Below are 25,458 nucleotides of genomic sequence, written 5' to 3' on the forward strand. Positions count from 1 at the left end.
CAAAACTTTATCACTTTTGACTTTAAGACTTTGCCACTTTAAGACTAAAAGTTATCTTTGCTCAAATTATTTAAGAATCATGAAAAATTTTATTGAAGAAGTGACTTGGAGAGGAATGCTCCACGACGTAATGCCAGGCACCGAAGAACATTTGATGGAGCAGATGCGTGTGGCGTATGTGGGTATTGATCCAACCGCAGATTCATTGCATATAGGGCATTTAGTTGGAGTGATGTTGTTAAGACATTTCCAATTAAGTGGTCATAAACCATTAGCGCTTGTGGGTGGCGCAACAGGAATGATTGGTGATCCATCAGGAAAATCTAATGAAAGAAATTTATTAGATGAAGCTACTTTGCGTCATAATCAAGAGGCAATTAAAGGACAATTGGCTCGATTTTTAGATTTTACTTCTGCGGAAGCTAATGCTGCTGAATTAGTAAATAATTACGATTGGATGAAAGAATTTTCATTCTTAGATTTCATTCGCGATGTAGGAAAACACATTACTGTGAATTACATGATGGCGAAAGATTCAGTTAAAAAACGTTTAACCGGAGAAACTTCGGAAGGAATGTCATTTACTGAATTTACGTACCAATTAGTTCAAGGTTACGACTTTTTACATTTATACCGTGCAAAAAAATGTACGTTGCAAATGGGTGGAAGTGATCAATGGGGAAATATAACCACAGGAACAGAATTAGTTCGTAGAATTGAATCTGGAAAAGCGTATGCTTTAACTTGTCCGTTAATTACAAAAGCCGATGGAACGAAGTTTGGTAAATCAGAAGGTGGAAATATTTGGTTAGATGCAGAAAGAACGTCTCCTTACAAATTTTACCAATACTGGTTGAATACCTCGGATGTTGATGCAGAAAAATACATTAAGATTTTCACATTCTTAGATAAAGAAACGATTGAAAAACTAATTGGAGTACATAATGAAGCGCCTCATTTAAGAGTATTGCAAAAACGTTTGGCTGAAGAAATTACTGTGATGGTACATTCTGCAGCAGATTTGGAAAATGCAATCGCAGCTTCAAATGCGTTCTTTAGTCCATCAATGGATGAATTGAAAAAGTTAGATGAGAAAACGTTTTTAGAAGTGTTTGATGGAGTTCCTCAAGCAGAAATTTCTTTGGAAGAATTAAACGAAGGTTTGGATATGATTGCTGCACTTTCTGCTAAAACCAACTTCTTGGCTTCTAATAGTGATGCACGAAGAGAATTAAAGCAAAATTCAATTTCTTTGAATAAAGAGAAAGTGGGTGAAGAGAAAATTATTACGAAAGAGGATTTAATCAACAACCAATTCTTATTATTGCAAAAAGGAAAGAAAAATTATTATGTGATAAAAATTGTTTAATCGATAAATTGTTGAACTGTAGAATCGATTAAAAAAATAAACATTTTAACAGTTAAACTACCATCAGATTACAACCACGAATATCAGAATGATCAAAACGTCCCAACACTTCGAACGAATGGTTGGGATATTTTTTGCCCAAATCTTGCGTAGCAATAAATGAACACGAATTGATGTTGGCTAAGTCAATCACATTAATTCCACCTGTTTTTCCTTCAGAAACATAAGTTAAGGCATCTTCAGTATCACGAATTAGAATTTGCATCCAAGGCGGACATTCGAAAATGCCATCGCCAAGAGAATACGCTTGAGAAAGCAATTCAGTCATGCCATATTCTGAATGAATTTTAGAAACACCAAATCCCTTGCATAAAACAGTATGGAGTTCTTCGCGAATCATTTCTTTTCGTTTGCCTTTCATACCGCCAGTTTCCATGATAATAGTGTTTTTTAATTGAAAATTTTGTTGCTCAATCAAATCCAACAAAGCATACGTGACCCCAATTAAAATTACATTTTGTCCCAAAAGATCTAATTCAATTAGTTTAGAAATTAATTCGTCATAATTGTGTAAATAAAATCCAGAATCTTGATGATTACTACGTTGAATTAAATCTTCGACCATGTAAATTAACGAAGAACCTTCGCGTTCTAAATAGGAAGGAAGCAAGGCTAAAACACAATAATCTTCAATATTTCCATAGAATTCCGAAAAACCTAAGCGGTAACTCATTTCGTACCAACTTACATCTGTTACGAAATGTTTACTGGTTTGCACTCCTGTTGTTCCGCTACTTGTAAAAGTTTGCTGAATAGATTCGTCAGTGCTCAAGATGTTGTGACTTTTAAAAAATTGAATGGGTAAAAAAGGAATTTCGGTTAACGATTTCACATTGGTTTTGTCTTTTTTTAAGAAGTTGCAAAATTGTTGGTATACCAAATTATTGTCGTACTGATGACGAAATACTTTTAAAGTAATTTTTTCAAATTCTTTTTTAGAATTAATTTGGAAGATGTCTTCTTGTGAAATCATAATGCAAAAATAACAAACAATTTGGGCAATCTGTAAAGTTTAGATAATAAAAAAAGCACCAACCTTCGTTGATGCTTTTCTCTTATTTGTTATGCTAAATTTAGTTCAGCATCTAAATTATTTGATAACTAATTTTCTTGTAGCAGTTTTACCTTCTTCAGTAATTTTAACTACATAAACACCAGCTGTTAATTTAGCAACGTTTACTGTGTTATTCACTACATCAGCTTTTACAACTTCTTTCCCTAATAAGTCAAAAATTTGAACAGTCATTGGAGCATTTGCAGTAGAAGTTAAGAATAAAGTGTTTCCAGATAATGGATTTGGATACATTGATAAACCATTGATAGCATCAAAAGAATTTGATGATAAAGTTACATCAGCTAATGAACGAGCTACAACTTGAGCAGTTCCATTAAATTCAGCTACTAAAAGTACTCTGTTAGCAGCTCCTGAAGGAATAACTTGACCAATATAATCTGCTTCTGCAAAAATAGGTCTAAAAATAATACTAGAACCATCATTTAAATCTGTGTTTGAATTAGTTGCAAAAACAACAGTTCCATCTGCAGCTGTGAATGTTGCATTATTAATTTGAACCAATTCACTTTCATACATTTCTATGTTAGCTGCAATATCTGCTGCAGTAACTACTTGAGGAGTAATTGTGTTTCCAGAAGAAGCAACTGTTGCATTTTCTAATGGTAAAATTTGTAAAACACCACTGAATAGCGCTGCTTGTCCTTTAAGTCCAGAAATTGCGTCACCAGCAACCATAGTAGTTGTAATAGTTCCAGGAAGATCGTCAATTAAAACACCAGCAGATGCATCTTGAATATATTTTTGATTTCTAGTTGTTCTTGCATAAGAAATTACAGGAGTACTAGATACTTGATAGTATTTTCCAGCACCATTTGCTATTACATCTGCTCTTAATGCTGCTAAATCTGTAACTACATTTAATGCAGCAACTTCAAAAGTAACAGTTGCATTTACTGCAGGAGTTATTGCAGTGTGTGTGTTGTCTACTAATTCCATGTAAACAGTGTATGTTCCTGGTGTTGTAGGTATAGAAATTGGGGTTGTATCATATTTCATTACAACTGAACCTGCATTTATAGTGTAATGGATATGACCGTCACCCGTTCCATTTGCAACTGTAAAATTGTTAACTATAAAAGTTATGTTCACATTTGTTGTATTTGGATTGAAAATTGTTGCGTTAGCAGGTGAAGATATTGATAATGATGGTGTTGAAGAACAACCAGAATGACTGCCTAATTGGCCTAACTCACCATCGATAGCATAAACAATCCATTCTGAAGTGGCGTCATCAGTTCCAAATGAACTTAAATTTACCGGGTTCGGACTACAAACTGTTAATTTTCTAACTATGGTATGGTTAAGTGTTCCATCTGTAGTACTACCAACTGCCCAAGCAGAACCTGGATCAGTACCTATTGATCCTATCACGTCGATAACAGCACCAAGTTTTTTTAAAGCAATTGCATCATCACCATTGTAATTACAAACGGAAGATGAAATATCTGCAGCGCTTGTAATAGCAGCTAAAGCAGCACTACTGTTTCTTAAAACATAGACATCTCCTGCTGCAATTATAGTTCCAGTAGTAAAAGTCTGTGTGTTTGAAGCAGCAGTAGCTCCATTTGCATACAATTCAATAGAGTAGTCAACTAAATCAACTGGCGCGCCAGTTCCATTATAAATTTCTAAGAATTTATTGTTGCTAGAACCTTCACCATACATACTGAAATATAAATCAGAAGCTTGTGTAAAACCAATAAAAGGCAAAATTGAAAATAATAAAAAGTAAAGTTTTTTCATTTTTATAAAATTAAATTATGGTACAAAGATAAATAGTTTTTAAGTTTTAGACTAATATTTAGTTGTTAACTTAAAATTAAATTTTAGGAATATGATATATTAACTAATTGATAATTAGTTTTCTAGTAGCTGAGGCTTCGCCTTCTTTTATTTTGATGATGTAAACACCTGCTTCTAAATGACTCACGTTTACTTCTTTTGAAGTAATAACAGTCTCTAGTACTTTTTTCCCAAGTACATTAAAAATTTCTACTTTTTTATCTAAAGAAGACTTAGTTGTAATAAAAATTTTTCCAGAGTTTACAGGGTTTGGGTAGATTGTAAGTCCTTCAATTGAAGGTTCTTGATTTTTAGATACGGCAGATTGTTTATTTTCCTGTGCGTGTGCACTGAAAGAAAATAAAACAATTAGTAAGAAAATAATATTAGAGTATTTTTTTATCATTCGCGACATAACTAAAGTGTAAAGGTATTAAAAAAATAAGTACAAATACAATGCCAAATAAAAAATCCCTCAATTTTGAGGGATTTTTAACATTTATGAGGATTGAATGTTATTGAATTAAAGATGTTCCTCCTACAGTTGACCAAACTCCAGTTGCTAAGTTTGCTCCTGTAGCTCCAGAATTTGTAGTATATTGACCAGATGGGAAAGTAACACTTAAACTTCCTGCACCTGCATATTCAGATGTTCCATCATTTATTTTAACTGAAGTTAATTTTATTTTACTAGCATTAACTTGGTCTGTATTAGTTACTGCATCTTGAATTCTTACTGCAGTAGCTCCAGCTGTTGTATAGCCCGAAATCACGATGTTAGTAAAATCACCATTTCCTTGTTTTTTAAATTGGATTGCATCATATTCTGCTGCAGAAGAACCACCTTCAGTGTTTGTTCCAGCTGCTCTTTTTAAAGTAATGTTTGCAATTACTGGATAGAAACTGTTATTGTTGTTAGAAGCTTCGATTTCCATTCCAAAATTTCCTGTTCCCATTTGGTAAGCATACCAGTTTGAATTGTTTTGTCCTTTCCATCCATCTTGCCAGTCAAATGAATCATCATAATTTCCGTAAGAAATTAAATTAGAAGCACTTACAGTTCCACCATAAAATTCGAAACCATCATCAGCCCCTTTATATGAAACTAAATTTTCTAAAATTGTTCCTGAACCCACAGAGTAAAAAGAAAATCCGTTCATTTCACTTGTTCCATCAGTAATTTTTTTACCAGCATATTCTACTCTTACATAACGCAAAGTCCCACCATTATGTGCCGCATTTGTTCCACCATATGTTAAGTTCAAACCGTCTTCTGATGTTTTTGTTGTAGTACCACCTGCACCGTTAATTGGAGCATCACCATACATAATGATTCCACCCCATGAACCTGGAGTTGCTGTAGATTCAGTTAAAACTATTGGTTGTGATGCAGTACCATTCATAATTAGTTTACCACCGTTTTTTACTAAAATTGCATCAACACCATTAGCTCCGTTAGCTGTGATTGTTGAGCCAGCATCAAAAGTTACAGTTACACCACTTTCAATAGTGTATATTCCATTTAAGGTATAGTTTCCAAAAGCAATTGTTCTGTTTGTAGTTGCCGAACCCGAAAGCTCTCCTTCTACTGGTTGAACTGTTCCTTCATCATCGCTAGTAGAACAACTAGTGAATATTGTAGCTAAAATTGATAAGCTTAATAAAATTTTTTTCATGATTAATGTAGTTTTTGTTGTTTTTAATATTTGATACAAACTTACAGTAGCTTTGTTTTCTGAACGTTTCGATTGCATTATTTAATAATTATCATAATATCAGAAAAAAGTAAAAGCAATGTTGATTTAATGTAAACAAGAAGAGCAGCTTGCGCTGCTCTTGTGTTAGAATTTATATGATGCTCCAAGTGAGAATCCAGTTCCTCGTTTAAAACTTTGTACTATTAATGAGTTTTCACTTACTGGTATTTGACTTTTATCTCCCATGACTCTTTCGTAGGAAGGATTTAAAATATTATCAACTGATAATTTTACATCCCATGCCTTGTTAATATTTTGACTCCAAATAAAATCTAATTTATGAAACGGTTTTTCATAAACGTGATCTAATCCAGCAATACCTACAGCGTAGATACGTTCCCCGTAAACTCCATATACAAAAGTGGCAGTGTTAGTCCATTTTTCGCTGAATTTAAAATCATATTTTAAATCCGCATTTACTAACCAATTTGATGCACCTTGTAACTGACGTTTGTCAAATGTATCAAAATAAGTTCCGTTTTGACTTGAACGATCTTTTTCAGCGGTAGCTTCTGTATGCATTATAGAGGTATTGAAACCAAATGAAGCTCCTTTTAAATTTTCGTGTAATCTACTTAATTGGATGATGCTTTCAAATTCTAAACCTAAAAGAGTTGCTGATTTGTTGTTGTAATATGAAACTTGTTGACCGCTACCTCCACCAAAGTTGTCGAATGAACGCTCAATTGGATTTTCAATATATTTTCCAAAAGCAGTTACTGCAAATAATTCATCTTTTGTTGGAAATACTTCAAATTTTAAATCAACATTATTATTTGTACTATTTACTAATAATGCATTTCCTTTTTCAGACGTTCCATCAGCATTAATGTATGTAATAGGTAATGATTCAAATAAAACAGGTCTTGTAATTGTTCTACTCGCAGCAAAGCGAATATTTTTATTTTCGTTAATGGCGTATTTTAAGTTTAATGAAGGTAAAATATCAAGTTCATTAGTTTCAATTTTTCTATAAACTGATCCAATTGGGTCGCTAATAGTACGATATTTAAGATCTCTGATAGTGTTTTCTGCTCTTAAACCAGCATTTAATTCTAGTTTAGGTGTAATGTTATAAGTTACGTTTCCATAAAAGCCATCTACTCTACTAAAAATTTTAGTTTTATATTCTCCACCTGTTTCTTCTCTAAAAGAAATATCATTATTAGCAATTGCGGTTTGAATAAATGAATCTATGTTATTTAGGTTAACAATACTTGCTGGTAAGTTAGCATTATTTGGTAATCCAGCGATAAAGCGATATGAAGTTTTCATATATTCTGCATAACCATTATATCCTAAAGCAATTTTGTTTTGTTTGTCTTCGTTTTTGCCAAATTTATAGTTGTATTCCATTAATCCTGACATGTGAAAATTATTTTCAACATCTAAAAACTGACGAATTAAGTTATTACTTCCAAAACGTACTTCAATTTCATCTTCATTAACTTTTGTTCCGTTGATGAATTTTCTGTCCGGTTGTGAAAATTGTGTTCTAGTGTATGACAAACCTCCTTTTAATAGATGTTTTCCATCCTTAGTAATTTTATACTCTGATTGAATTTGATTAGCAAAGTAATTCGATTCATCGTATTGATTTAAACGAATAATCTCATTTGGATTTTGAACATTATTTCTGGTGTAACCTAATTGATCTTGTATTTCGCTTTGTGTAGCTTTTATAAACAAAGAGTTTGTAGTCACTTTTAATCGATCAGATTTGAAGTTTAATGAAAACAAAGCTGAGGCTTGAGTACCAAATTTGTATTGTGACGTTTTAAAATTATTGTCATAAATACCTTGACCAGTTTGGAAAGTTCTCTGAATTCCTTCTCTGAATTGATATTTATTATCAAAATTAGCCGAAATAAAGTAATACATTCTGTAAGGTTTATTTCCTACGTCAAATTTGTTAGCATGTGTAACACCAAAACTTGTATTTAGTGGTGAGCTAATTTTATTTACATCCCAAGATGATTCAAAATCATTGTTAATTTGTCCGTTTGGGGTAGAACCAAATCCACCTGGTAGTTTTCTTTCTTGACCACCAAATCCAAAGAAACTTTTTGTATTGTCTGCATCAGATGAGATTAAGAAGTCACGCATGTTGTTGTTAGAAACATATCCAACGCCATAGCTAATTTTGGTATAACTTTCTGTTGGTTGAGTAGTATTGATATCTATTGTTGCTCCAGCAAAATCACCATAGATATTTGGGTTAAATGTTTTGAAAATATCCATGTAACCAACAATGTCTGTTGGAAACAAATCTAAAGGAATGATTTTTTTAAATGGACTATTAGAAGGAACAGCTAAATTGTTAATCAATAAATTATTATAACGATCTTCCAAACCTCTAATAAAAAGGCCTCTTGATTCAACTTTTGTAATTCCTGTAACTTTCGTTAATCCAGTTTCTACATTGCTAATCCCTTTTCTTGACATTTCTTGCGCACCAATACTCTGCTTAATTTCAACAGCTTTTTGTTGCTCTTGTAACAAAGCGCTTTCTTTTTCTTTTGAAACGGTTTGAATTACGACAACATCATCTAGTTGAACACCATTTGATTCTAATGTGTAATCAATTTTCTTTTTCTCATTAGCTTTGACCGTAAAAGGAATTTCTTTAGTGTCATAACCTAAAAAGCCAATCACTAAAGTATAACTTCCTGGTTTAAGTGTTAAGGAATATTTACCGTTTTCGTCAGTTGTAGTTCCCATTTTTGTACCTTTAATCATTACGTTTGCAAAAGATAAAGGTTCGTTATCCATTTCTTTGTCAAGAATAACCCCAGAAACAGTTGCGTTTTGTGCAATTGCAAATGCGCTGAATAAAAGTGATAATAATAAAAAACGTAGTTTCATTGTTGTATTGTTAATTTTGGTGCAAAGAAACTGCTAGCGTATTACAATAAGGTTACTGGTTTATTATGAATTAGTTGCTAATGCGTTACATTAATGTTAATAGATTAAATAATTGTTAACACTTAAAAACATTTTATTTTATCTTTACCTTTACAATCCAAAAGACACATAAATTAATTATGAAAAAAAAAGAGATTAAAATCTTATTAGTTGATGATGAGCAAGATATCTTAGAGATTGTAGGCTATAATTTATCTCAAGAAGGCTATCAAATTGTAACAGCTACTAATGGTAGAGAAGCAATTGCTAAAGCAAAAAAAGAACTTCCACAATTAATAATTATGGATGTTATGATGCCTGAAATGGACGGTATGGAAGCTTGTGAAAATATCAGAAGAATTCCTGAACTTCAAGATACAATAATCACTTTCTTAACAGCTCGTTCTGAGGATTATTCACAAGTTGCGGGTTTTGATGCAGGGGCAGATGATTACATTGCAAAGCCAATTAAACCAAAAGTATTAGTAAGCAAGGTTAAAGCGTTATTGAGAAGATTAAAAAACAGTGAAAGTGCCTCTTCAAGTACAACATTGAAAGTTGGTAATATTGAAATTAATCGAGAAGAATATAAAATTATCAAAGACGGAGTAGAAATTATTTTACCTCGAAAAGAATTTGAGTTATTCTATCTTTTGGCAACAAAACCCGGAAAAGTATTTACTCGTGAAGAAATATTAGACCGTGTTTGGGGTAACGAAGTGGTTGTTGGAGGAAGAACCATCGACGTTCACATCAGAAAACTAAGAGAGAAAATAGGAGACGATTTTTTCAAAACTATTAAAGGTGTGGGTTATAAAATCGAATTTTAATGCAATTAAATTTTAAAAAATCTTATAAATTCGCCATAAAGTCATCTGCATACATTACTCTTTTTTTCTTAGGGGTGTTTTTATTGTATCATTTTTTTATAGCACCCTTACAGTTGTTTTTTGTTATAAGTTTTGCATTTTGCTTGTTTATTTTTTCATTTCTTTTAATTCAATATAGGGTTGAAACGTTTATTTATAAACGCGTAAAAAAGATATATGACGATGTTTCTTTACTTGAAAATACTTCGTTTAGAAATCAACCTATTACGACAGATATGGCAACTTTGACAAAAGAAGTTCAAAAATTTGCCCGTGATAAAAAGCTTGAAATCGAAACTTTAAAAATTAGAGAAGAATACAGAAGAGAATTTCTTGGAAATGTTTCTCACGAATTAAAAACACCGCTTTTTACTGTTCAAGGTTATTTACTTACGCTTTTAGACGGTGCGATGGATGACAAAAACATTCGAAAAAAATATTTACAACGTGCCGAAAAAGGTGTTGAACGGTTGATCTATATCGTAAAAGATTTAGATATGATTACCAAATTAGAAACTGGAGATATTAATTTAGATGTGACAAAGTTTAATATTATTGAAGTAATTCAAAATGTTTTTGATCTGCTGGAAATGCGCGCTTCAAAAAAACATATTACATTAACATTTGATACAAAATATGCAAAACCCATTTGGATTAATGGTGATCAAGAAAAAGTGCAACAAGTAGTAACAAATTTAGTAGTCAATTCTATTAAATATGGAAAAGAAGGTGGCACAACTGAAGTTAGTATTGAAGATTTAGTAAACAATAAAGTAATTATCCGTGTAACCGACAATGGTGAAGGCATCGAAAAACAACATATTCCGCGATTATTTGAACGTTTTTACCGTGTGGATAAAAGTGGTGCAAGAAGCGAAGGGGGTTCAGGTTTAGGGTTAGCAATTGTAAAACACATTATTGAAGGACACAACGAAAAAATCTATATTGAAAGCCAATTTGGAGTTGGTTCAGAATTCTCATTTACTATGGAAAAGGCTAAATAAATTCTCCCAATTAATTACTGTAGTATAATTTTGCAATCCTTTGTAAACATCTATTTTTGATAGTTTTTCCAATTTAAATTTTTCTTGTTTACAGCATGGTGCAATGCCTTCGGTTTTATATTTTTTTGCTAAATATTCTTGTTCATATTGTCCTGGAGTAGGAATAAAAAAAGCTTTTTTATCTAATTTTGCTAAATCCATAACTGTTGTGTAACCCGAACGACACAACACCATTTCACTTTCATTAAAAGCAGTATTTAATTCTTCAGAATTCATGAAATTATAATAGGTAATTTGGTCTTCTTTCCATGTTTTTTGTTCGTTTTGAACAATACCTTTTACAAACAAAATTTCTTTTTTATACCTCTGTAATTCTTCAATCAGTTTTTCTTCTAAAAGTGTTCGTTGTGGTTCGGGACCAGATAAAATCACCATTAAATCATATTTTATGGGTAATGATTCTTTTTCAAATCTACTTAAAGGGCCAATATAAATGGTGTTATTTAAAGGCTTTTCTAAATGGCCTAATTTACCAGAAAGATTCGGAAATTTGTTGGTATCGGGAACCCAACACACATCAAATTTTGAAATGTAATTTGAATGTACTTTTGTGGTAAACCAAGATGTTTTTCCTGAAAGAACATTTAATTGATGCGTTATAAAAACAGAAGGAACGTTTTTGGAATAAACGCCCAATCGATTATCTGAAATAAGGCCTTCAATTTCATAATTTGAAATAATTTTTCGAACCAATGCCTTTTCTTTTCGAATGGCTCGAAACATTTTTGGCATTTGGGCAATTAATTTCCATTTGAAGTTTTTGCCGTTTTCGGCATACGAAATATTATAAGCGGGTAACTCAACTGTAATTAAATGAGGAAATTCTTTTTTTAATAAAGCTAGTGCCGCTCCGTCTGAAGCAATAATAGGTGTAAAGCCATGTTGTTCAAGTGCTTTTATAATTGGAATGCATCTTGTGGCGTGGCCTAATCCCCAATTTAATGGTGCTATGAGTATGTTTTTATTCATTTGTTACTACAAATTTAAGCATCAACTTTTTAAATGAACTATTTTTTTAATACTGAAATGAATTGTTCGGCTAATTTATTTTCGCGTTCAAAATTGTATTCTTCATCTTCCATCATTTTATTAATTTCGTGTTTATACAATTTCCACTTTTTCTTGTTGTATTCTAACGCAGTTAAATTTTCAATCCAATCGCCCGAATTCAAATATAATGTTGAGCCTTTTTCGGTTTTTATGGTTTCCATTTTTGGTTCGTGAATGTGACCGCAAATTACATAATCATACTTATTTTCAATGGCTAATTCTGTACAAACGGATTCAAAGTTAGATATAAATTTTACAGCCGATTTTACATTGCTCTTTATTTTTTTAGATAAGGAGTAAGGTTCTTTTTTAAATTTAGCCAAAATCCAGTTTAAAAAACGATTGATTAAAATTAGTGTATCATACCCCCAACCGCCTAATTTTGCTAACCATTTTGCATGAGTTATTGAAGCATCAAAAACATCACCATGAAAAATCCATGCTTTTTTTCCGTCTAATTCTAAAACTAATTTATTTTCAAGACTTAAATTTCCAAGATGTAAATCGGTAAATTTTCGCAAGAATTCATCGTGATTTCCAGTTAAATAATGCACTTTCGTTCCTTTTGAACTTAACGAAATTATTTTTTTAATCACATTCAAATGACTTGCCGGGAAATAGGACTTTCTAAACTGCCAAATATCAATAATATCGCCATTTAGAATTAAAGTTTTTGGTTTTATGGAAGATAAATAAGCTAACAATTCTTTTGCATGACAACCATAAGTTCCTAAATGAACATCTGAAATTACAACAACTTCTACCTTTCTTTTCTTCAAAATAAAACTTTTTAACAAAGCAATAAAACAAATCTATTGTTAAGGTTACTTAAACATTATTAAAAGTTTATTTGTAGTGCTAATTATTTCCTTAATTTTGCCGAAATTTAGAGAAATAGTGGGAAGTAAAAATAAATTAAAAAGATTCAGCGAAAACGAAACGTTTACTAACGTTTTTCAGCCAACAAGAGAAGAAGTTGTAGGAAACGAATTTCCATTGAGAGGAAAGTGGAATCGTGAGTTCTTTAAGAACGATAATCCAATTGTATTAGAATTAGGTTGTGGAAAAGGCGAATACTCAGTTGGTTTGGCGGAAAGAAGTCCTGAAAAAAACTTTATTGGAATTGATATTAAAGGCGCAAGATTTTGGCGTGGTGCTAAAACAGCAGTTGAATCGGGCATGAATAATGTTGCTTTTGTGAGAACTCAAATCGAATTAATCAATCATATTTTTGCCGAAAACGAAGTTTCTGAAATTTGGATTACTTTTCCAGATCCACAAATCAAATACAAAAGAACCAAGCACAGAATGACTAATTCTGAGTTTTTGAATAATTATAAAAAAATTCTGAAGCCAAACGGATTAATGCATTTAAAAACCGATTCAGAGTTTATGCACGGTTATACGTTAGGATTGTTACATGGTGAAGGTCATGAAGTAATTTATGCCAATCATAATATTTATAAAAACGAAGGTGCGCCAGCAGAAGTAACTGGAATTCAGACGTTTTATGAAAGTCAATATTTAGAAGTGAATAAACCAATTACGTATATTCAGTTTAGAATTAAGTAATTTTTGTTACATTCATTTCAATATTGTTCCTTACTTTTGATAAAAATCAATTTATGACATTTGTTTTAGCAATTTTTTTAGGTTTAATCATTTCTATTGGCGGCATCATTATTCCAGGTATGTTGAATATGACGATTGCTAAAATCAGTATAAAAGAAAATCAAAAACAAGCTCTAAATTTTGCTTTAGGAGCAGTCGTAGTCGTTTTTATTCAAAGTTTTTTAGGAACGTATTTCGCCAAATTTTTAGACTCAAATCCTGTTTTTAGTGAAGGTTTAAAAAAAATAGGGACTTTTATTTTTATTGGATTAACCATTGCTTTTACAATAATGGGTTTTAATGCAAAAAAGAAAAAAGATATTAAAGTAAAAATTGAGAACAAAAGAAATCGTTTTTTTTATGGTATGGCGATGTCTTCCTTTAATATGTTTGCTATCCCTTGGTATGCATTAAGTAGTTTAATGATGTCTTCCAAAGATTTGTTTGTTTATGATATCGTGTCAATTATTTTATTTTCATTTTCAGCGGCATTAGGTACTTATTTTGTGTTCTATTTGTATGCAAAATTCTTTAAGAAAATTGAGCATAAACTTACTTTTATTGTAAAAAACATTAATTTTTTAATTGCTGCCATAACGGGAATTATAGCAATTTCTTCTATATATAAAATGTATTTTTAATTTTTTGGCTAAATCAACTTCAAATAGCGATAACTTTTTTGAACGAGTATATGCAATCGTTCGTCAAATTCCTCAAGGAAAAGTTACTTCATACGGTGCTATCGCAAAAGCATTAGGAACAGCTCGTTCTGCACGAATGGTTGGCTGGGCGATGAATGCCTCTCATAATTTAGAAGATGTTCCAGCACACAGAGTAGTCAATAGAAAAGGATTGCTTTCTGGGAAACATCACTTTGAAGGAACTAATTTAATGCAACAACTTCTAGAAAACGAAGGAATTAAAGTTGTAGACAATCAAATTATCGATTTCGAAAAGCATTTTTGGGAACCAAACATTGGTGATGTGTAACAAATGTTACCGTTTACTTTATTTTTTCTATAGCAACATTATCCTTATATATACTATATCGTTTTCGTTTTATTTTTTCTAATGTATTACATTCTTTTTGTAATAAATGTGACATATATCATATAAATAGTGTTTTATTCGGTGGAAATTTGTACCATAATTTAAAACATAATACAAATGAACACTTTAAAAATAAACTTCAAAAATTGGTTTTTACTATTTATAGTTGTTGCTCCAATTTATACTGTTTTTGCACAAGATGCAAAGGTAGTTTTAGCAGAAAGTAAATTAGTTGTTGACGGAACTTCAAATGTGCATGATTGGACAATTGAAGCAAAAGCAATGAGTGGGAAAGCTTCGGCAACTTTAGAAGCAGGCGATTTAAAAGCACTAAAAAGTTTAGATTTTTCCGTTGAGGTTGAACAACTAAAAAGTGGTAAAAGTGGAATGGATAAAAACACTTTTAAAGCTTTAAAAAGTGCTACAAATAAAAACATCAGTTTCAAATTAGTGAAAGTGATTAAAATTACTACAGTTTCTGATAATAATTATACAATCGAAACACAAGGCGATTTAACTATTGCAGGTGCTACAAAAAGAGTCAATCAAACTTTTACAGTTAAACTTATCGGTAAAAAAATGATTTTTTCTGGAAAGCAAAAAATTGATATGACTTTATATGGTGTAGAACCACCAAAAGCATTAATGGGTACTATAAAAACAGGAAAAGATGTTGTCGTAGACTTCAAAGTAACCTACAACTAAAGAAATAATACTTATAACTAAATTACATATATTAAATTTTAAAAATCATGAGAACATTTATTAAATTATCAGTCATAGTAGCAGCCTTAAGCTTTACAAGCGCTATACAGGCTCAAGCCCCTTCTTTTGGGCAAATGCAAAACATGATTCCTAGAGATCAGTCAGGAATGAATGTATTTGATGTAAAAAAAGATAGCGTAGAATTTAAAGGATTAAGTGTTGATTTAGGTGCAGCATTTGCATTACAATATCAAGCTGTGAATTCGTTTAACGATCATGGAAGTTTACCAGCACCAATTGCAGGTTATAAATTGAATAACTTAGAAAATAATTTCAATTTACCAATGGCAAATATGACAATTGGAGCCCAATTGTATGATGGAGTAAGAGTAAATTTAGACCTTTATTTAGCAGCAAGACACCATAATGAAACTTGGGTTAAAGGTGGATATTTGCAAATCGATAAATTAGATTTCATTAAAAAAGATTTTATGGCAGATTTCATGAAATATACTACCATTAAAATTGGACAAATGGAAAACAATTATGGTGATGCACACTTTAGAAGATCAGATAATGGTCAAGCCATCTTTAATCCATTTATTGGGAATAATATTATGGACGCTTTTACCACAGAAATGGGAGCCGAAGTATACTATAATAGAGGTGGTTTTGTTAGTATGATTGGAGTAACTAACTCTAAATTGAACCAAAATGTTAAAGAAATTGTACCTGCTGCTCCAACAGCAATTGCACCAGATCCAAACACAACAATTAGTCCAACAATTCTAGCTAAATTAGGGTATGACAAACAAATCAATGATGATTTAAGAATTAGAGTAACGGGGTCTTTATATCATGTAGCTAATTCAAGTGGTAACTTATACAGTTCTGACAGAGCAGGTAGCCGTTTCTATGGAGTAATGTCTCACGCTGCTTATACAGGAGGTGCTGGAACAGCTGTTGCTGATAATTTTGATCCAACTGCTAATTATACAACAGGTAGATTTAATCCTGCATTCGGAAACTGGGCTACTTCATACATGTTTAACCCATTCATCAAATTTAGAGGATTTGAATTCTTCGGAACATTAGAATTTGCATCTGGTGGAGATTTTAAAGGAACTGATGATAAACGTACAGTAAATCAATATGCAGGTGATATCGTTTACAGATTTGGTCAAAACGAAAGATATTATGTAGGTGGTAAATTAAATACTGTATCAGGTAAATTAAGAAACGCAGATGCTGAAAAAGTAAATGTAAACAGATTTGAAGCCAGTGCAGGTTGGTTTATGACTAAAAATGTATTAGCAAAATTAGCTTACGTTCAACAAAACTATCAAGGTTATAGCGAGTTTACAGGAGTGAATCCAAATGATCTATACGGAGGAAAATTCAATGGAGTAATGTTTGAAGCAATCATTAGTTTCTAAAAAAAATAGTAAATTTAAAAGCGAAAAGGGTTAGCTCTTTTCGCTTTACTTTAAGGTTATGAAAGCAATAGGTATAATAATCGTCTTTATTCTTTTAAGTTTTGGTTTTACAAAAAATCAAACCAAAGTTAAAATCACGAATAAAAGTGAAGTGACTATTAAAGGGAAATCAAACGTTAATACATTTGAATGCAAATACAATTCAGATTATATTGAAGACGAAATTCATGTTTCTGTCACAAAAAGTAATTCAAAAATACTTTTAGATGGTGCTAAAATTGCAATAAAAAGCAATGGTTTTGATTGCGCTCACAAAATGATAACAAGAGATTTTAAATCTATTCTAAAAGCAGATGAAAATCCGCATATTGTAATTAATGTTAAAGAAATCAATAACACAAAAGAGAACATAACCGCAAAATTAAATGTAAAGATTGCAGGAATTGAAAAAGAATACACAGTTCCAGTAACATACAATCAAGCAACAAATAATGTTAAAGGGCAATTGAAATTAAACATCAAAGATTTTAAATTAAAATCGCCTAAGAAATTACTTGGAATGGTCGTGGTTAATGACAATGTTGAGATAAATTTCAATTTGTTTTTACAATATTAAAAATTTATTTTTCAGTTAGTTTAGAAAGCAATCTTGATAAAAGGTTGCTTTTTCTTTATACGATAGATTCTAACTATCAAATTATAAAAACTTTAAACTTCTAAACTTTTAAACTCCTAAACTTCTTATTATCTTTGCAATCTAAAATCAGTCTGAATAAAAATGGATTTTTAATTACAATTAGCCTGATTACGAAAAAAATCAAACAGATGAAACTAGATAGAAAAGAAATTTTAAGTGCATTAGAAACTATTTCGGTGGCTGGAGAAGGAAAAAACATGGTAGAAAGTGGTGCGGTTCAAAATGTAATCACTTTCGGAGATGAAGTTGTTGTTGATTTACTTTTATCAACACCAGCTCTACATATTAAAAAACGTGCAGAAGTTGATATTATTAAAGTAATACACGAAAAAGTATACGAAAAAGCCAAAGTAAAAGTAAATATTAAAGTTGAAGCGCCAGAAAAACCAGAAAACCCTAATTTGATTAGAGGTAAACAAATTCCTGGAATTTCAAATATTATTGCTGTAGCTTCTGGTAAAGGAGGAGTAGGAAAGTCTACTATTACCGCAAATCTTGCGGTAACATTAGCAAAAATGGGATTTAAAGTGGGGGTTTTAGATGCCGATATTTACGGACCATCAATGCCAATTATGTTTGATGTAGAAAACGCAAAACCAATCTCGGTTGAAGTGGACGGAAAATCTAAAATGCAACCTGTTTCAAGTTATGGTGTAGAAATCTTATCAATAGGATTTTTCACAAAACCAGATCAAGCGGTTATTTGGAGAGGTCCAATGGCTGCTAAAGCATTAAACCAAATGATTTTTGATGCCAACTGGGGTGAATTAGATTTCATGCTAATTGATTTACCACCAGGAACAGGCGATATTCATTTATCAATCATGCAATCGTTGCCAATTACGGGAGCAGTTGTAGTAAGTACACCTCAAGCAGTTGCGTTGGCCGATGCTAAAAAAGGAGTTTCCATGTTTATGTCAGAATCAATTAATGTCCCTGTTCTAGGAATTATTGAAAATATGGCTTATTTCACACCCGAAGAACTTCCAGAAAATAAATATTATATCTTTGGTAAAGAAGGTGCAAAAAATTTAGCAGCTGATTTACAAGTACCACTTTTAGGAGAAGTGCCATTAGTGCAAAGCATTCGCGAAGCAGGAGATTACGGTCGCCCAGCAGCATTGCAAACCGCATCAATATTAGAAAGTGTTTTTGAAACAATTACAAGAAATGTAGTGCAAGAAACGGTAAATCGTAATGAAACCTTACCTCCTACAGAAGCTATCAAAATAACAACAATGGCAGGATGTTCTGCTGTAAAAAAAAAGTAAACAGTTTACACTCTCAGTTGGCAGTTTGAACACTGTTTTTGTAACTGAGACTGCGACTGAAAACTGAAAACTAAAAATTATGACTACAATAGAAATAAAAGATAATGTTGAAAAAGCATTAGAAGAAATTCGTCCGTTTTTAAATTCTGATGGTGGAAACATTTCATTAGTAGAAATTATTGATGACAAACATGTAAAAGTACGATTAGAAGGTGCTTGTACAAATTGCAGTTTAAGTATTAGTACAATGAAAGCAGGAGTAGAAACTACAATAAAAAAGTATGTTCCTCAAATTGAAACAGTAGAAAATATTGCCTAGTAGACAAAGTATGATATAAATCATATTTATACATTTTACTAGTTTGTTACTTTGCTATCACAAATTTTAAAAAATGATTAAAACAGATATTCTTATAATTGGCGCAGGTCCTACGGGTCTTTTTGCCGTTTTCGAAGCCGGATTATTGCAATTAAAATGTCATATCATTGATGCCTTACCTCAGCCCGGTGGACAATTAGCTGAATTATATCCTAAAAAACCCATTTTTGATATTCCAGGTTATCCTTCAGTATTAGCAGGAGATTTGGTTACTAACTTAATGGAACAAATAAAACAGTTTCAACCAGGATTTACACTAGGAGAAACTGCGGAAACCATAGAAAAATTAGAAGATGGAACTTTTATTGTAACCACAAACGAAGGTACACAACATCACGCAAAAGCAATTGCAATTGCGGGTGGTTTAGGTACTTTTGAACCAAGAAAACCCCTTTTAAAAGACATCGAATTTTACGAAAAAGAAGATCGCGGAGTAGATTACTTCGTAAAAGATCCAGAAAAATATCGTGGAAAAAATATTGTAATTGCTGGTGGAGGAGATTCTGCTTTAGATTGGAGTATTTTCTTGTCTAATGTTTCGAATTCAGTGACATTGGTACATAGAAGAAACGAATTTCGAGGTGCTTTAGATTCGGTTGAAAAAGTACAAGAATTAAAATCGGCAGGAAAAATTAAATTGATTACACCTGCAGAAGTGGTTGGTTTCAAAGGAAGTGAACGAATAGAATCGTTAGATATTGAAATGAATGGTGCGCGAATGAATGTTCCTACCGATTATTTTATTCCACTGTTTGGATTAACACCAAAGTTAGGTCCAATTGCAAATTGGGGATTAGAAATTGAAAAAAACGCCATCAAAGTAAATAACGCATTAGATTATCAAACGAATATCGACGGAATTTATGCTATTGGTGATGTCAACATTTATCCAGGGAAATTAAAACTAATTTTATGTGGTTTTCACGAAGCTACTTTAATGTGTCAAAGTGTTTATAATAGAATTAATCCAGGAAAACGTTATGTGTTAAAATACACCACCGTTTCTGGAGTAGATGGTTTTGACGGAACCAGAAAAGAAGCTGAAAAAGCCGTAGTAAAATCGATTGATTAACATGCCACAAGACGTAACCATTTTTATAACAGACAGAAACGGTATTAAACACGAAGTGTTAGCGCCAACTGATATGAACATGAACATCATGGAGTTAATTCGTTCCTATGAATTAGCTGAAGAAGGTACAGTTGGTGTTTGCGGAGGAATGGCTATGTGTGCTTCCTGCCAATGTTATATTTTAAACGATGTAATCTCATTGGAACGAAATCCAGATGAAGAAGCAATGCTTTGGGAAGCGTATCATGTAAAGGATAATTCCAGATTAGGTTGCCAAATTCCAATTACAGAAGATTTAGAAGGTTTAGCAATTGAAATAGCCCCAGAACAATAATAAAAAAAGCGAGAATTTTTCTCGCTTTTTTTATTATACTAATTCATGTTTATGTTCCATTTGTTCTTCAATTGCATCCCAAAGTCCGATTCTTTTTTCCAACGCTAAAATAGAAATTTCTTGCACTTCATTCCATTTTTGTTCCGATGTTCCGCATAGTTCATTAATCATCTGCATTGCCATAGGTCCATGTTCATCGGCGTCTAATTCAATATGTCTTTCAAAGTAATAAATTAGTTTTGATAAATTGGTTTCAGGGAAATTTTGCTGAAAACTTTTTAAAATTTCGGTAAACATATTCGGAATCAAATCTTCTCTTCCAAAAGTAAAAGCAGCTGCAATTTCATGTGGTTTTCCTTGTTCAATTACTCGAAATGTAAAATCTAAAAAAGCTTTAACATTTGGATGTAAATCACTTTGTTTAATAGATACAAAAATGTTTTTTGTCTCTTCTACATTCTGTAAAAAACTAGTAATTTGGGTTGTCGAAGCACCACATTGTTTCATCGCATCTAAGTACATTTCAAAATGACTTTGTCTAGTTCCCTCAATTGTTAAATCGGTTTCTTCGGCTACAACAATTTCGTTAATTAAATAGCGAATTTCTGGATTTCCTATGGGTAACCAAGGTGTTGTTGTGCAAGTTAATTTGTTTTGTAAGGCTTTTAATAAAGACATAAAATCCCACACAGCATATATGTGATTTTCTAAAAAACAATGTAAATCTTCAATGGTTTTAACTTTGTTGTACAACGAATGATTTAACAATTGTTCTTTCTGATTTTGTATCGATTGGTTTATTGTTTGAATATCCATGAGGCAATTTTATTTTTATTTACGAAATAGTATTGGTAAATGGTTTTTTACTTCCTAACAATACAAATGTAAAAATGCTTCCCTAAAAAGAGAAGCATTTTGTATCAATTTTATCTATTGTTTAATTACTTAAATGCAGGGAAACCCGTTACATCCATTCCTGTAATTAACAAGTGAATGTCGTGTGTCCCTTCATAAGTTACTACAGATTCTAAATTCATCATATGTCGCATGATAGAATATTCTCCTGTAATTCCCATTCCACCAAGCATTTGACGTGCATCACGAGCAATTGTTAATGCCATATCAACGTTGTTTCTTTTTGCCATCGAAATTTGAGCTGTTGTAGCTTTTCCTTCGTTTCTTAAAACACCCAATCTCCAAGTTAATAATTGCGCTTTCGTGATTTCGGTAATCATTTCAGCTAATTTCTTTTGTTGTAATTGTGTTGCTCCAATTGGTTTGTCAAACTGAATTCTTTCTTTTGAATAGCGTAAAGCAGTGTCATAACAATCCATTGCTGCTCCAATCGCTCCCCAAGCAATTCCATAACGAGCCGAATCTAAACAGCCAAGTGGTGCTCCTAATCCAGATTTGTTTGGTAATAAGTTTTCTTTTGGAACTTTTACGTTGTCAAAAATAAGTTCTCCAGTAGCTGAAGCTCTTAACGACCATTTATTATGTGTTTCTGGAGTTGAAAAACCTTCCATGCCGCGTTCCACGATTAATCCGTGAATTCTTCCTTCTTCATTTTTAGCCCAAACTACTGCAATGTCAGCGAAAGGCGCATTTGAAATCCACATTTTAGCACCATTTAAAAGATAATGATCACCCATATCTTTATAATTAGTTACCATTCCTGCTGGATTTGAACCATAATCTGGTTCAGTTAAACCAAAACATCCAATGAATTCTCCAGTGGCTAATTTTGGTAAATATTTCATTCTTTGTTCTTCGTTTCCATATTTCCAAATAGGATACATAACCAATGAAGATTGAACGGAAGAGGTTGAACGTACGCCCGAATCTCCTCTTTCAATTTCTTGCATGATTAATCCATAAGAAATTTGGTCTAATCCAGCACCTCCATATTCTACAGGAATATAAGGGCCAAATCCACCAATTTCGCCCAAACCTTTTACGATTTGATGTGGAAATTCTGCTCTTTGTGCGTATTCTTCAATAATTGGAGATACTTCTTTTTTTACCCAAGCACGTGCAGCATCACGCACCATTTTATGTTCGTCAGATAATAATTCGTCTAATAAATAATAATCTGGAGATTGAAATAAGTCTGGTCTCATAGTTTTTGATTTGAAAGTCACAAAAGTAAGTAAAGATTTTTAACAAATCAATTAACAAATGTTATAATTTTTAAATCACATCTTCAAATAAAAATCTTTAGTCAGTTCAATGTATTCAGGAGTATATTCATGACGAGAAATTTCAATAGTTAGTTCATCAATTAATGGAGTTTGCTCTATTCGGCAAAAAGCCAATAAACTTCTTTTAATTTCTGATGTCGGTGTGCCTTTTACTCGAGTAATTTTTAGAGGAAATAAGTCTAATTCCTTGCATAAAGAAACAAATTGCTCTTCTTCTTTGTAAGGAATAATCACAGAAAAAATACCGTTATCCGAAAGTAATAATGCAGCTGCCTCAATTAATTCTTCAAAAGGTAAAGCATCTTCAAAGCGTGCTAAATCTCTCGAAGTGTTATCTGATTTAAAATCATCAGTATAAAAAGGCGGATTGGAAATGATTAAATCGTATTCGTCTTCGGGTTCGTCAACAAATTCATCTAAACCTGCGTGAAAACAAAATAACTTATCGCCCCACGAGGAAGCTTCAAAATTTTCAACGCATTGTTCATAAGCATCTTCGTCAATTTCAATAGCATCAATTTGTTCGGCGTTGCTTCTTTGGGCTAACATTAAAGACAAAATTCCAGTTCCAGCTCCAATATCTAATATATTGTAAGGATTATTGATTAGCGGAGTCCAAGCACCAAGTAGCACACCATCAGTGCCAATTTTCATTGCACAATGATCTTGATTAACCGAAAATTGTTTGAATGTAAAAGTCATTGGAATTATCCAAGATAAAGGTCAACCAAACCTTCAGGAGTTTCTAAAGTAATGGTTTTATTTTCTCTGTCGAGAGAAATAATGAAATCATCAATAAGCGGAATCAAAATTTCAGTTCCATTTTTATCGATTTCAAAAAGCGGTTGTGCGCCACTATCATTAATAGCAATAATTTTCCCTATGTTTCCTCTCATTAAGTCGATTACGTCAAATCCTATTACTTCGTGGTAATAAAACTGAGTGCCTTCTAATTTAGGTAACATAGAAAGTGGAAGATAAATTTCGCTTCCCATAATTTCGTCTGCTTCTGCTTCTGTTTGAATGTCTTCAAAACGAACACGTAGAAATTTTTCTTTGTGAAGCGAACTACTTTCAATAAAAAATGGAACCAGTGTTTTGTTGATTTCAACAAAAACTGATTCCAAATTTTGATACAATTCGGGTTCGTCGGTATCTAAATACACCAATACTTCCCCTTTGAAACTAAATTTTTTCGCGATTTTACCTAAATAGAAACAATCTTGTTTACGCATGGAATCGCCTTATGATTAAGCTTCTGTCTCTTCGTTGTTTTCTTCAACAGCTGGAGCTTCTTCCGTTGCAGCCTCAACTACCTCTTCAGTTACTTCAACTGCAGCTTCTTCAGCTACTTCTTCAACTTTTGCAGCTTCAGCTTGAGCAGCAATACGTTTTTCGTTTGCTTCTTTTTCAGCTTTTAAAGCTTTTGCTTTAGCATCTGCTTCAGCTTTTGATAAACCAGTTTTTTTAGCGTCAACTTTTCCTGCTTTTTCATCTAACCAAGCTGCTAATTTAGCATCTGCTTGCTCTTGAGTTAAAGCACCTTTTCTGATACCTCCATCTAAATGGTGTTTTAATAAAGCACCTTTGTAAGAAAGAATTGCTCTAGCTGTATCAGTTGGTTGAGCTCCATTGTGTAACCATTGAACAGCTTTGTCCAAGTTTAAATCAATAGTTGCTGGATTTGTGTTTGGATTGTAAGTTCCGATTTTCTCTAAGAATTTACCATCTCTTTTTGATCTTGCATCTGCTGCAACAACCCAATAAAAAGGTTTCCCTTTTTTTCCGTGTCTTTGTAATCTAATTTTTACTGACATAATCTTGTGATTAATTTGAGGTTCTCGACCTCGGTTATTTAAGGGTGCAAATATATAAAACTTTGTAATACAATCATATTAACTGTTGAAAAATATTTTTAGAGTGAATATGAATTTATTTAGATAAAAAAGTTATTTTTGTTTCCTACATATAATTAGAACCTAAAACAATGAAAAAATTTCTTTCTTTAATAGCTATTGCGGTATTATTTAATTCTTGTCAGCAAGATCTTCAAACCAATACGCCAGGTTTTCAGGCAAAACTAAATAACGTGCAATGGAGAGCAAATGATGCAATAGTTTCTATTGATGGCGATGGAGGAATGACAATTACTGCATATACTGCTTATGAAACTGTGGTATTAAAATCAAACGCATCAAATGTTGGAACGTATACGTTGGGAACACAAGATTATTTTGGTAATCATGCTTCTTATGCTAACGATGTGCAAAATTTTCAAGATTTCTATAATACAGCACCTGTTGAAGGACCTGCATTTAAATTGTCTGGAATGATTACCGGAGGAACTGGCTACATGAATGTACCTGGCGCGCAGACAACTGGTGGTTCTGGTGTTGGTTTAAGAGTGGCTACACAAACAAATGCTGGAGTTGTTACGGGAGTAACCGTAGTTGCAAGAGGAAATGGTTATGAAGCTGGAGATGTTATAACAATAGTAGGTGGAAATAATGATGCAACATTTAGTATTGTTAACGTACAATCAAGCAATGGAGAAATCACTATTGAAGAAGTTGAAAACGGCTTATATACAGGTAAATTTAAATTTAATGCTGTTAATGCTTCTGGAGAAGTTGTAACTTTTTCTGAAGGTGTATTCTACAAATTACCACTAGGTTTATAGAAGTTTATAAATAAATATATTTGAAGCCATCTTTTTAGATGGCTTTTTTGTTAATAACTAAAATTGGCATTCAATAACAGAAAATGTATTTT

Annotated in this window: 26 protein-coding genes; 14 read left to right on the forward strand and 12 right to left on the reverse strand. The window is 32.2% G+C overall.

Annotated features, from left to right (window positions below; translation table 11 throughout):
* Positions 1-79 precede the first annotated feature (79 nt).
* Entirely contained in the window at positions 80-1,369 is a 1,290-nt protein-coding gene (tyrS, locus tag OLM52_RS12345) for a tyrosine--tRNA ligase (protein WP_264548807.1), read from the forward strand.
* 52 nt (positions 1,370-1,421) lie between these two features.
* On the opposite strand, the gene OLM52_RS12350 is transcribed toward tyrS, so the two are convergent.
* The 5 genes from OLM52_RS12350 to OLM52_RS12370 all read right to left on the reverse strand — a co-directional run bounded on the left by OLM52_RS12350 (position 1,422) and on the right by OLM52_RS12370 (position 8,908).
* Entirely contained in the window at positions 1,422-2,402 is a 981-nt protein-coding gene (locus OLM52_RS12350) for an acyl transferase (protein WP_264548808.1), read from the reverse strand.
* Between the two features lie 117 nt (positions 2,403-2,519).
* Entirely contained in the window at positions 2,520-4,247 is a 1,728-nt protein-coding gene (locus OLM52_RS12355; RefSeq protein WP_264548809.1) for a T9SS type A sorting domain-containing protein, read from the reverse strand.
* A gap of 103 nt (positions 4,248-4,350) precedes the next feature.
* Complete coding sequence (locus tag OLM52_RS12360; protein ID WP_264548810.1) at positions 4,351-4,692, reverse strand: T9SS type A sorting domain-containing protein; 342 nt, start codon at positions 4,690-4,692, stop codon at positions 4,351-4,353.
* Positions 4,693-4,801: 109 nt separating this feature from the next.
* Positions 4,802-5,962 carry a hypothetical protein gene (locus tag OLM52_RS12365; RefSeq protein ID WP_264548811.1) on the reverse strand — a complete coding sequence of 387 codons (1,161 nt, stop codon included), beginning with the start codon at positions 5,960-5,962 and terminating at the stop codon, positions 4,802-4,804.
* Between the two features lie 165 nt (positions 5,963-6,127).
* Positions 6,128-8,908 (reverse strand): TonB-dependent receptor, encoded by a 2,781-nt coding sequence (locus OLM52_RS12370; RefSeq protein ID WP_264548812.1) that lies wholly within the window; start codon positions 8,906-8,908, stop codon positions 6,128-6,130.
* A 179-nt stretch (positions 8,909-9,087) separates the two neighbouring features.
* On the opposite strand from OLM52_RS12370, the gene OLM52_RS12375 reads away from it, so the two are divergent.
* Both OLM52_RS12375 and OLM52_RS12380 read left to right on the forward strand, forming a co-directional pair.
* Positions 9,088-9,777 carry a response regulator transcription factor gene (locus tag OLM52_RS12375; RefSeq protein ID WP_264548813.1) on the forward strand — a complete coding sequence of 230 codons (690 nt, stop codon included), beginning with the start codon at positions 9,088-9,090 and terminating at the stop codon, positions 9,775-9,777.
* Positions 9,777-10,820: a sensor histidine kinase gene (locus tag OLM52_RS12380; protein ID WP_264548814.1), complete on the forward strand. Its 1,044-nt coding sequence runs from the start codon at positions 9,777-9,779 to the stop codon at positions 10,818-10,820. The genes OLM52_RS12375 and OLM52_RS12380 overlap by 1 nt, the downstream gene beginning before the upstream one ends.
* Here OLM52_RS12380 and OLM52_RS12385 read toward each other — a convergent pair.
* Positions 10,794-11,849 (reverse strand): glycosyltransferase, encoded by a 1,056-nt coding sequence (locus OLM52_RS12385; RefSeq protein WP_264548815.1) that lies wholly within the window; start codon positions 11,847-11,849, stop codon positions 10,794-10,796. The two genes, OLM52_RS12380 and OLM52_RS12385, sit on opposite strands and share 27 nt — an antisense overlap.
* A gap of 38 nt (positions 11,850-11,887) precedes the next feature.
* Positions 11,888-12,709 carry a UDP-2,3-diacylglucosamine diphosphatase gene (locus OLM52_RS12390; protein ID WP_264548816.1) on the reverse strand — a complete coding sequence of 274 codons (822 nt, stop codon included), beginning with the start codon at positions 12,707-12,709 and terminating at the stop codon, positions 11,888-11,890.
* Between the two features lie 118 nt (positions 12,710-12,827).
* Between OLM52_RS12390 and trmB the strand changes: the two genes are divergently transcribed.
* From trmB to OLM52_RS12440, 10 genes are all read left to right on the forward strand, one after another.
* Complete coding sequence (trmB, locus tag OLM52_RS12395; RefSeq protein WP_264550550.1) at positions 12,828-13,502, forward strand: tRNA (guanosine(46)-N7)-methyltransferase TrmB; 675 nt, start codon at positions 12,828-12,830, stop codon at positions 13,500-13,502.
* 53 nt (positions 13,503-13,555) lie between these two features.
* The gene (locus OLM52_RS12400; protein WP_264548817.1) at positions 13,556-14,182 is read left to right on the forward strand and encodes a hypothetical protein; all 627 of its coding nucleotides are present in this window, start codon (positions 13,556-13,558) and stop codon (positions 14,180-14,182) included.
* A gap of 4 nt (positions 14,183-14,186) precedes the next feature.
* Positions 14,187-14,531 (forward strand): MGMT family protein, encoded by a 345-nt coding sequence (locus OLM52_RS12405; RefSeq protein WP_264548818.1) that lies wholly within the window; start codon positions 14,187-14,189, stop codon positions 14,529-14,531.
* 177 nt (positions 14,532-14,708) lie between these two features.
* On the forward strand, positions 14,709-15,296 hold the full coding sequence (locus OLM52_RS12410; RefSeq protein WP_264548819.1) for a YceI family protein: 588 nt from the start codon (positions 14,709-14,711) through the stop codon (positions 15,294-15,296).
* 47 nt (positions 15,297-15,343) lie between these two features.
* The gene (locus OLM52_RS12415; protein WP_264548820.1) at positions 15,344-16,732 is read left to right on the forward strand and encodes a hypothetical protein; all 1,389 of its coding nucleotides are present in this window, start codon (positions 15,344-15,346) and stop codon (positions 16,730-16,732) included.
* 58 nt (positions 16,733-16,790) lie between these two features.
* Positions 16,791-17,348 carry a YceI family protein gene (locus OLM52_RS12420; protein ID WP_264548821.1) on the forward strand — a complete coding sequence of 186 codons (558 nt, stop codon included), beginning with the start codon at positions 16,791-16,793 and terminating at the stop codon, positions 17,346-17,348.
* 209 nt (positions 17,349-17,557) lie between these two features.
* The gene (locus OLM52_RS12425; RefSeq protein WP_264548822.1) at positions 17,558-18,700 is read left to right on the forward strand and encodes an Mrp/NBP35 family ATP-binding protein; all 1,143 of its coding nucleotides are present in this window, start codon (positions 17,558-17,560) and stop codon (positions 18,698-18,700) included.
* 79 nt (positions 18,701-18,779) lie between these two features.
* On the forward strand, positions 18,780-19,019 hold the full coding sequence (locus OLM52_RS12430; protein WP_133608571.1) for a NifU family protein: 240 nt from the start codon (positions 18,780-18,782) through the stop codon (positions 19,017-19,019).
* Positions 19,020-19,092: 73 nt separating this feature from the next.
* Complete coding sequence (locus OLM52_RS12435) at positions 19,093-20,151, forward strand: NAD(P)/FAD-dependent oxidoreductase (protein WP_264548823.1); 1,059 nt, start codon at positions 19,093-19,095, stop codon at positions 20,149-20,151.
* Between the two features lies 1 nt (position 20,152).
* Positions 20,153-20,485, forward strand: a complete 333-nt coding sequence (locus OLM52_RS12440; RefSeq protein WP_264548824.1) for a 2Fe-2S iron-sulfur cluster-binding protein — start codon at positions 20,153-20,155, stop codon at positions 20,483-20,485.
* 33 nt (positions 20,486-20,518) lie between these two features.
* Here the strand turns inward: OLM52_RS12440 and OLM52_RS12445 are convergent, their stop codons facing one another.
* The 5 genes from OLM52_RS12445 to OLM52_RS12465 form a co-directional block, all read right to left on the reverse strand.
* Positions 20,519-21,301, reverse strand: coding sequence for a DUF3050 domain-containing protein (locus tag OLM52_RS12445; protein ID WP_264548825.1), 783 nt, complete (start codon positions 21,299-21,301; stop codon positions 20,519-20,521).
* Between the two features lie 125 nt (positions 21,302-21,426).
* Complete coding sequence (locus tag OLM52_RS12450) at positions 21,427-22,605, reverse strand: acyl-CoA dehydrogenase family protein (protein ID WP_264548826.1); 1,179 nt, start codon at positions 22,603-22,605, stop codon at positions 21,427-21,429.
* A gap of 75 nt (positions 22,606-22,680) precedes the next feature.
* On the reverse strand, positions 22,681-23,388 hold the full coding sequence (locus OLM52_RS12455; protein ID WP_264548827.1) for a tRNA1(Val) (adenine(37)-N6)-methyltransferase: 708 nt from the start codon (positions 23,386-23,388) through the stop codon (positions 22,681-22,683).
* Between the two features lie 5 nt (positions 23,389-23,393).
* On the reverse strand, positions 23,394-23,921 hold the full coding sequence (rimM, locus tag OLM52_RS12460) for a ribosome maturation factor RimM (protein WP_264548828.1): 528 nt from the start codon (positions 23,919-23,921) through the stop codon (positions 23,394-23,396).
* Between the two features lie 15 nt (positions 23,922-23,936).
* On the reverse strand, positions 23,937-24,503 hold the full coding sequence (locus OLM52_RS12465; protein WP_264548829.1) for a 30S ribosomal protein S16: 567 nt from the start codon (positions 24,501-24,503) through the stop codon (positions 23,937-23,939).
* A 170-nt stretch (positions 24,504-24,673) separates the two neighbouring features.
* On the opposite strand from OLM52_RS12465, the gene OLM52_RS12470 reads away from it, so the two are divergent.
* The gene (locus OLM52_RS12470) at positions 24,674-25,366 is read left to right on the forward strand and encodes a DUF6252 family protein (protein ID WP_264548830.1); all 693 of its coding nucleotides are present in this window, start codon (positions 24,674-24,676) and stop codon (positions 25,364-25,366) included.
* Positions 25,367-25,458 lie beyond the last annotated feature (92 nt).

The sequence above is a fragment of the Flavobacterium sp. N2820 genome (assembly GCF_025947285.1).
Classification (GTDB): Bacteria; Bacteroidota; Bacteroidia; order Flavobacteriales; family Flavobacteriaceae; genus Flavobacterium.

What these genes read in the sequence shown, in the direction of transcription:
- tyrS (WP_264548807.1), top strand. Translation starts at nt 80, where the DNA reads ATGAAAAATTTTATTGAAGAAGTGACTTGGAGAGGAATGCTCCACGAC.
- OLM52_RS12350 (WP_264548808.1), bottom strand. Translation starts at nt 2,402, where the DNA reads ATGATTTCACAAGAAGACATCTTCCAAATTAATTCTAAAAAAGAATTT.
- OLM52_RS12355 (WP_264548809.1), bottom strand. Translation starts at nt 4,247, where the DNA reads ATGAAAAAACTTTACTTTTTATTATTTTCAATTTTGCCTTTTATTGGT.
- OLM52_RS12360 (WP_264548810.1), bottom strand. Translation starts at nt 4,692, where the DNA reads ATGATAAAAAAATACTCTAATATTATTTTCTTACTAATTGTTTTATTT.
- OLM52_RS12365 (WP_264548811.1), bottom strand. Translation starts at nt 5,962, where the DNA reads ATGAAAAAAATTTTATTAAGCTTATCAATTTTAGCTACAATATTCACT.
- OLM52_RS12370 (WP_264548812.1), bottom strand. Translation starts at nt 8,908, where the DNA reads ATGAAACTACGTTTTTTATTATTATCACTTTTATTCAGCGCATTTGCA.
- OLM52_RS12375 (WP_264548813.1), top strand. Translation starts at nt 9,088, where the DNA reads ATGAAAAAAAAAGAGATTAAAATCTTATTAGTTGATGATGAGCAAGAT.
- OLM52_RS12380 (WP_264548814.1), top strand. Translation starts at nt 9,777, where the DNA reads ATGCAATTAAATTTTAAAAAATCTTATAAATTCGCCATAAAGTCATCT.
- OLM52_RS12385 (WP_264548815.1), bottom strand. Translation starts at nt 11,849, where the DNA reads ATGAATAAAAACATACTCATAGCACCATTAAATTGGGGATTAGGCCAC.
- OLM52_RS12400 (WP_264548817.1), top strand. Translation starts at nt 13,556, where the DNA reads ATGACATTTGTTTTAGCAATTTTTTTAGGTTTAATCATTTCTATTGGC.
- OLM52_RS12410 (WP_264548819.1), top strand. Translation starts at nt 14,709, where the DNA reads ATGAACACTTTAAAAATAAACTTCAAAAATTGGTTTTTACTATTTATA.
- OLM52_RS12415 (WP_264548820.1), top strand. Translation starts at nt 15,344, where the DNA reads ATGAGAACATTTATTAAATTATCAGTCATAGTAGCAGCCTTAAGCTTT.
- OLM52_RS12420 (WP_264548821.1), top strand. Translation starts at nt 16,791, where the DNA reads ATGAAAGCAATAGGTATAATAATCGTCTTTATTCTTTTAAGTTTTGGT.
- OLM52_RS12425 (WP_264548822.1), top strand. Translation starts at nt 17,558, where the DNA reads ATGAAACTAGATAGAAAAGAAATTTTAAGTGCATTAGAAACTATTTCG.
- OLM52_RS12430 (WP_133608571.1), top strand. Translation starts at nt 18,780, where the DNA reads ATGACTACAATAGAAATAAAAGATAATGTTGAAAAAGCATTAGAAGAA.
- OLM52_RS12435 (WP_264548823.1), top strand. Translation starts at nt 19,093, where the DNA reads ATGATTAAAACAGATATTCTTATAATTGGCGCAGGTCCTACGGGTCTT.
- OLM52_RS12440 (WP_264548824.1), top strand. Translation starts at nt 20,153, where the DNA reads ATGCCACAAGACGTAACCATTTTTATAACAGACAGAAACGGTATTAAA.
- OLM52_RS12445 (WP_264548825.1), bottom strand. Translation starts at nt 21,301, where the DNA reads ATGGATATTCAAACAATAAACCAATCGATACAAAATCAGAAAGAACAA.
- OLM52_RS12450 (WP_264548826.1), bottom strand. Translation starts at nt 22,605, where the DNA reads ATGAGACCAGACTTATTTCAATCTCCAGATTATTATTTATTAGACGAA.
- OLM52_RS12455 (WP_264548827.1), bottom strand. Translation starts at nt 23,388, where the DNA reads ATGACTTTTACATTCAAACAATTTTCGGTTAATCAAGATCATTGTGCA.
- rimM (WP_264548828.1), bottom strand. Translation starts at nt 23,921, where the DNA reads ATGCGTAAACAAGATTGTTTCTATTTAGGTAAAATCGCGAAAAAATTT.
- OLM52_RS12465 (WP_264548829.1), bottom strand. Translation starts at nt 24,503, where the DNA reads ATGTCAGTAAAAATTAGATTACAAAGACACGGAAAAAAAGGGAAACCT.
- OLM52_RS12470 (WP_264548830.1), top strand. Translation starts at nt 24,674, where the DNA reads ATGAAAAAATTTCTTTCTTTAATAGCTATTGCGGTATTATTTAATTCT.